General features: G+C 44.2%; 6 protein-coding genes. All 6 read left to right on the top strand.

Translation table 11 applies throughout. The features are described 5' to 3' along the window. Window positions 1-350, top strand: a 350-nt coding sequence (gene fliN, locus ACWVCM_RS12745) for a flagellar motor switch protein FliN (RefSeq protein ID WP_455202136.1), incomplete at its 5' end; no start/stop codon positions are given. Window positions 351-928: 578 nt separating this feature from the next. Further along, window positions 929-2,407 (top strand): flagellar biosynthesis protein FlhF, encoded by a 1,479-nt coding sequence (gene flhF, locus ACWVCM_RS12740; RefSeq protein ID WP_455202135.1) that lies wholly within the window; start codon window positions 929-931, stop codon window positions 2,405-2,407. Then, window positions 2,394-3,275, top strand: coding sequence for a MinD/ParA family protein (locus tag ACWVCM_RS12735; protein ID WP_455202134.1), 882 nt, complete (start codon window positions 2,394-2,396; stop codon window positions 3,273-3,275). Before flhF ends, ACWVCM_RS12735 begins: the two co-directional genes overlap by 14 nt. Then, window positions 3,272-4,012 (top strand): RNA polymerase sigma factor FliA, encoded by a 741-nt coding sequence (locus ACWVCM_RS12730; protein ID WP_455202133.1) that lies wholly within the window; start codon window positions 3,272-3,274, stop codon window positions 4,010-4,012. The genes ACWVCM_RS12735 and ACWVCM_RS12730 overlap by 4 nt, the downstream gene beginning before the upstream one ends. Window positions 4,013-4,087: 75 nt before the next feature. Continuing rightward, a complete protein-coding gene (locus tag ACWVCM_RS12725) occupies window positions 4,088-4,495 on the top strand; it encodes a chemotaxis response regulator CheY (RefSeq protein ID WP_455202132.1) in 408 nt (135 codons plus the stop codon). 382 nt (window positions 4,496-4,877) lie between these two features. Next, a partial coding sequence (locus tag ACWVCM_RS12720) for an Hpt domain-containing protein (RefSeq protein ID WP_455202131.1) occupies window positions 4,878-6,076 on the top strand: 1,199 nt, incomplete at its 3' end.

The raw sequence follows: 6,076 nt of genomic DNA, 5'->3' as shown, positions 1-6,076 counted from the left end.
CTGATTATTCCGAAGCTTCCAGAAGCGAGAGTATGCAGGATACCGGGATTAAGGCAGAAACAGCGGAATCTTCTGGTAAAAATGTAGAAAATGCCTGTCTGGATGTCATTCTGGATATTCCGGTGACTTTGTCATTAGAAGTCGGAAAGTCAAAGATCAGTATTAGAGAGTTGCTAAAGTTGAATCAGGGCTCAGTAGTGGAACTGGATAGACTGGCGGGGGAGCCACTGGATGTACTGGTTAATGGTACTCTCGTTGCCCATGGCGAAGTTGTCGTGACCAATGACAAGTATGGTATTCGTTTAACAGATGTAATTAGTGCCGCCGAACGCATCCAGAAGCTAAAATAAATAAAATTTATCAGCAAATTTTGAAGCCCGCCTGTCAAACTTCCATTGATAATTCAGTGAAGTAAACCTGTCGCCAAACGACTACAAAAAAATTTAATACCTCGGTTTTCAAGCACTACTTAGAAAAATAAGCCGAAACATTGGCGCGTTTTAAAGCTCCTCTGTTCAAGCCAGGAGTTCCTTTGTTTTCTCTATTTTAAGCGGCCGCCAAGTAAACAAGCAAAGACAACAGCTTAGGCTTTTAAGTTGTTTTATCGCGTTGTGCGTGAAATAGACTGTGGAACGCTAATTGCATTTACCCCATGCGCTTGTGGATTACGTTAATACGGGAAACCAGGTTACTGTTCCAAGTAATCGATTGAGTAATCCAGGGCATTCAGCAATGGCTTATATGCATTAGTGGTTGTTTTATCAGGGAGCTCTACTTTGTACAGGGAGATAGTTTAAAACCACTAATGCAAGCCAACCCAGACGCTTTAGATTCGTTATTCGACCGTGATGAGTTTGTTATGCTGACAATCAAAATAAATTTTAATAACAACCAGATTATCTGTGCTGTCTTAAGGTGAGGGCAGAGCATGAAGATCAAACGGTATTTAACCCAGGATTTTCGAAGTGCTGTTCAAGCAGTTAAAGACGAACTTGGATCAAACGCTGTCATCATTTCTCATCACCATGTGTTTAACGGAGTAGAAGTTACCGCAGCGGTTGATGATGAGTTTCAATACGAACCAGATACTCAGCCTCTCCTTGTTAACAACACATCTTCAGAGCTTTCTTCAAGCATCAACTATTTATCTTTATCCAACCAGTATTCTGCACCTGTAAAGAAAGCACAGTATTTCAATTGCGATAAACAGTCCACTGGCAATAATAATATTTCCTGCAAAGTATCAAATGGGAACGAATCCTGCACAAAAAATAAGAAGCGAGATAACAAGAGCGGTAAGGAATTACACGGTAGTGTTAGGCAGCATAAGGGCAAGTATCCTGCACCTTGTTTGTCATCGGACAGTTTGATTGCGAACCAGTTAATTACAGATGGATTTACGGAAAACGACTCTATGAATAATGCGGTATTGAGTTCAAAGCAAAAAGAAAAAAACAGAGATTATGCTCAATCTCGATTTGGCAAAGAATTTGACAGTGAGAAACTGAATTTACTGATCGAGCAACAGGTAACTGAACATGCATGGGGAGATATTGCACGGAAGAATCCGGTGCGCGCTCAACTTATACGACAACTGCTTAAACTGGATATTCATCCCCTGTTAATTCAGAAAATCACCAACTCAATCACCAGTGAAAACATCGCGGCAAAATCTGTATTCCCCCATGCCCTCGCGTTAATCGCAAATAAACTACCTATATACAAGGAAGATGTTACTGCCTGTGGTGGCACTGTTGCACTGTTTGGAGCAACCGGAGTAGGGAAAACGACGACCATTGCCAAAATGGCTGCCAGGTTTGCCCTGAAAAACGGACGTGACAAAGTCGGTCTGGTGACTACCGATAGTAATCGCCTCGGCGCTAAAGAGCAGTTAGGTTTATACAGCAAGATACTGGGAATACCTCTTAAAGTGGTACGCGATGATATAGATTTGCTGGACGCGCTGAATGCCTTTTCAGACAAAGCATTCGTCCTGATTGATACTGCTGGCATGGGTCCCAGGGAAATCAGCTCAAGTAAATATCTGGAGCTGTTTTCTGGTGCAATTACGCAAATCACGAATTTCCTGGTATTGCCGGCAACGGCACATCGCGCGGTACTGGAGAAAAACGCCAGCGCATTCCAGAGTATAAAACTTGATGGCAGTATCATTACCAGGCTGGACGAAACTGCCAGCCTTGGTGGGCCACTATCGGTATCAATCCTGAATAATTTGCCACTTGCATATTACAGTAATGGGCAAAAAATCCCTGATGATTTTCATTTAGCACGCGCGCACAATCTGGTGAGCCATGCAGTGAGTGTTGCTGGCCAGCATTTGGATTCACAAGCCGTCGACGTAGATTTTCAAGATAAATCCGGAATAGAAGCACATGTTAGTATCTGAACCTTTCAATCAAACCCACAGTTCAAGGCGAACTAAAAACAAACCCGTTCGTGTGATTGCAGTTACCAGTGGTAAGGGTGGGGTAGGCAAAACAAATGTAGCAGTCAACCTGGGGGTTAGCCTGGCCAGTGCTGGAAAAGACGTAATGTTAATGGATGCGGACCTGGGGTTGGCGAACGTTGACGTCATGTTAGGTCTTAATCCGCGATTTAATTTGTCACATGTTGTGAGTGGTGAACGTCCTCTGGACGAAGTACTGGTTGATGGTCCGGAAGGTCTGAAAATAGTACCCGCTTCTTCGGGCTTGAGGTCGATGGCGGCATTGGAACCCGCAGAGCATGCCGGAGTGATACGTGCCTTTAGTGAATTAAATTTTCCCCTGGATGTATTGCTTATTGATACCGCCGCCGGAATTTCCGACAGCGTTATTGCTTATACAAAAGCGGCGCAGGAAGTAATCGTCGTGTTATGCGATGAACCCGCATCTATTACTGATGCTTACGCATTGATTAAGTTACTAAGTCGCGAATATGGTTTACATCGGTTTCGTGTTCTTACCAATATGGTTTCAAGTGTCCAGACCGGGAAGGAGCTTTATCGCAAGATATTGCAGGTTACTGACCGTTATCTGGATGTTGCCCTGGATTTTATGGGTGTAATTCCTAACGATGAGTATCTCCGTAAAGCAATACAGCGCCAAAAATCTGTTGTGGATGCATTTCCGCGCTGTAAATCGTCTTTAGCGTTCAAGAAATTGGCGCAGAAAACCGATAGTTGGCCTATGCCGGCATCGGCAGGGGGACGATTAGAGTTCTTTGTGGAAAGACTCATCATGGCTAGTCAACATGGAACAGGAGTGTCGTTATGAGTGGTGTGGCTGCATACGCCGACGAAGCCCGTGAAGGGTACGGTCAGAGTGATAATGAGAAAATCATTTTATACACGCCGTTGGTTAAGCGTATTGCTTATCATCTGATGTCCCGATTACCACCCAATGTTCAGCAAGATGATCTCATCCAGGCTGGATTAATCGGATTATTGGAAGCGCTCCGTAACTATGATGCCAGCCAGGGTGCCAGTTTCCAAACCTATGCGCGAATTCGAATTCGTGGCGCGATGCTTGACGAAATTCGTAAAAACGACTGGGCGCCGCGATCAGTGCATCGCAAAGCACGAATGGTTGCAGAAGTGGTCAGGGAAATCGAACACAAGACAGGACGTGATGCGCGGGATCATGAAATCGCGGAAGGATTAAAGGTTTCACTGGAGGAGTATCATCAGCTGTTACAGGAAGCTAGCGGGCATCGTGTATTCAGTTACGATGAACTGGAAATGGAGACCCATGGAGGGGTCACCGGGATGGTAGAGAAAGACAAAGGCCCATTGGAAGGCTTGCAAACTGAGGATTTCAAACGTAGCCTTGCCGAGGCAATAGCTGGACTTCCTGAGCGGGAACGTATGGTTATGTCACTTTATTATGACGAAGAGCTAAATTTACGTGAGATAGGTGCCGTTATTGGAGTAAGTGAGTCAAGGGTTTGCCAGATTCACAGTCAAGCGGTGATTCGTCTGCAGTCTCGTATGAATCAATGGATTGGTTTATAGAACAAAAGCAATAAAATTGTTTTATAGGCTTTAACTTGTGGTAAGAACGTAATTATTTGTGAGTGAATCTAAGCTATGGGAACTGACTTAGACAAAAATATGAGAATTCTGATCGTCGATGATTTTTCAACGATGCGTCGTATCATCAAAAATCTTCTTCGGGATCTGGGGTTCAATAATACTTTGGAAGCAGCGGATGGTACTACTGCATTACCTATGTTAAAGACTGGTGATTTTGATCTACTGGTTACTGACTGGAATATGCCTGGAATGCAGGGGATTGACTTGCTTAAAGCGGTGCGTGGAGATCGCAGTATTGCTGAATTGCCGGTATTAATGGTTACCGCCGAGTCAAAACGCGATCAAATAGTTGAGGCTGCGCAGGCTGGTGTTAATGGCTACATTGTTAAGCCATTTACTGCCCAGACGCTAAAGGAAAAGATCGATAAAATTTGGGAGCGCCTCGATTCCGACGCAGAGTAAATCCGTGCAGGTTTCGTCGTATCCCATTGCTAGTAATTTGAAGAAAGCTCCATCACAAACAGGATGTATGTGTATCAGATGTGACGGCAGCACCATCGGTTACCGAAAACAACCAGCGCTTCATAGTCACTAGCTCATAACCGTCGAAATCAGTTAGTTACAATTCTCAGGCACGGTGATGCAATTGCTTCATCGTGCCTTTGTCGCTTTATGGGATGTTAAAAACGTATTAGCGATTTTTTTATACAAGGGAAGCGTTACAAGGGATCAAAATCTACGAGCTTGTTTGCAGGTTCATGAGATTTCACTTTGAACAGAGTATTTACCAATTTAGTCAACAGAGAAATACGCCGATAATCGTTGGATAGTGGAAGAATAAATAATGATGTCAATGGAAGAAGATGACGAACTACTGCAGGATTTTCTGATTGATGCGGGTGAAATTCTCGAACAGCTGACGCAGCAAGTCGTTGATCTTGAAAAAACCCCTGACGATAAAGAAATTATCAATGCGGTGTTTCGCGGCTTTCACACAATCAAAGGTGGGGCTAGCTTTCTGGCGCTTGATCCTCTGGTTGCGCTTTGCCATCGAACAGAAGACGTGTTTAACGTTTTACGAAATGGGGAGCGTGATGTCGATGAAGAAGTAATGGACGTTGTGCTTCCTGTACTTGATGTTCTAAAGGATCAGTTTAGTGCATTAAGTTCCGGAAAACCTCCCAGGGAAGCGGAGGCCTGGATACTTGAAAAGCTTGATGAGCTCGCTTCACCCGGTGGCAGAAAAACATCACAGAGCAGCAACGTAACTTCCAAAAAAAGAAATACTCAAATCTCCAGTAAAAAGAAGAAAAGAAAAACGCCCAGGGCTGCAGGAACAGCTAATCCTGAAAATGTTGTTTCTGTGACGCCTGATAGCAAAGTGTCTTCGGATTTAGAAGAAATAAACGATGATGAGTTCGAGGCTTTGCTGGATCAATTTCAAAACCAGCGCCAGGGTGTAGTTCATAGTCATCAACAAAAAGATCAGGAATCACAGGACAAACTCCAGGCTGGTTCGGCTTCAGCGCAAAATCAGGAGGCAGAAGATGACAGTATTTCTGAAGAAGAATTTGATGCCATATTAGATGCTATTCAGAAATCGAATAACAAGGGCAAAACGACCGCTTCGAATAAAGATACCCGCAGTAACACTAATAGCAATAACAAATCCGCAGCTTCCAAAAGCAACAATGGTGTTGAAAAGGTCAGCAAGTCAGAAAATGTTGCCACTGCAAAACAGGCCGGACCAGAAGCGATTGGTAGTCCCGGTGCCAAAACCAGGGGTAAAGACTCATCCCAGACTGAAACTACTGTTCGCGTTGATACAAAGCGACTGGACGATATTATGAACCTGGTGGGTGAACTGGTACTGGTTCGTAATCGCATGACCAGCCTTGAAGGTTTGCTGCAAAGTGAGGAAATGAGCAAGGTTGTTGGTAACCTGGACATAGTGACCGCAGATTTGCAGTCGGCAGTGATGAAGACGCGAATGCAACCCATCAAAAAGGTATTCGGCCGTTTCCCTCGTGTTGTACGAGATCT

Source organism: Kaarinaea lacus (assembly GCF_975902315.1).
Note: the sequence above shows the minus strand (reverse complement) of the source record. Positions and strands in the feature narration are given on the sequence as shown.